This window comes from Paraburkholderia sp. J69-1 (assembly GCF_905220255.1).
Classification (GTDB): Bacteria; Pseudomonadota; Gammaproteobacteria; order Burkholderiales; family Burkholderiaceae; genus Paraburkholderia.
In genome coordinates this window covers 1-331 of record NZ_CAJMZG010000107.1, presented here as the reverse complement: position 1 = coordinate 331, position 331 = coordinate 1, and the positions used below count along the sequence as shown (strand labels likewise).

Annotated in this window: 1 protein-coding gene; it reads right to left on the bottom strand. The window is 68.6% G+C overall.

Going from position 1 to position 331, the window contains the following annotated elements:
• On the bottom strand, positions 1-331 hold a 331-nt coding region (locus U5A67_RS40600; protein ID WP_321818852.1), incomplete at both ends, for an ATP-binding cassette domain-containing protein.

Below are 331 nucleotides of genomic sequence, written 5' to 3'. Positions count from 1 at the left end.
CACGATGCGCATCATGTGCGCGATACGGTCCGCGCGCTCGCTGGTCGTGAGCTTGGTGTTGATCGCGAGCGGCTCGCCCAGCGTCTGCTCGACCGTCTTGCGCGGATTGAGCGAGGCGAACGGGTTCTGGAACACCATCTGCACGCGTCGGCGCAGTGCTGAGATCTGGGCGCTGCCCGCGCTCGCCACGTCTTCGCCGTCGATGGTGAGCGTGCCGGACGTAGGCGGCTCGATCATCGTGAGCTGGCGCGCGAGCGTGGACTTGCCGCAGCCCGACTCGCCCACCACCGCGAGCGTGCGCCCGCGCGTGAGCGAGAACGACACGCCGTTA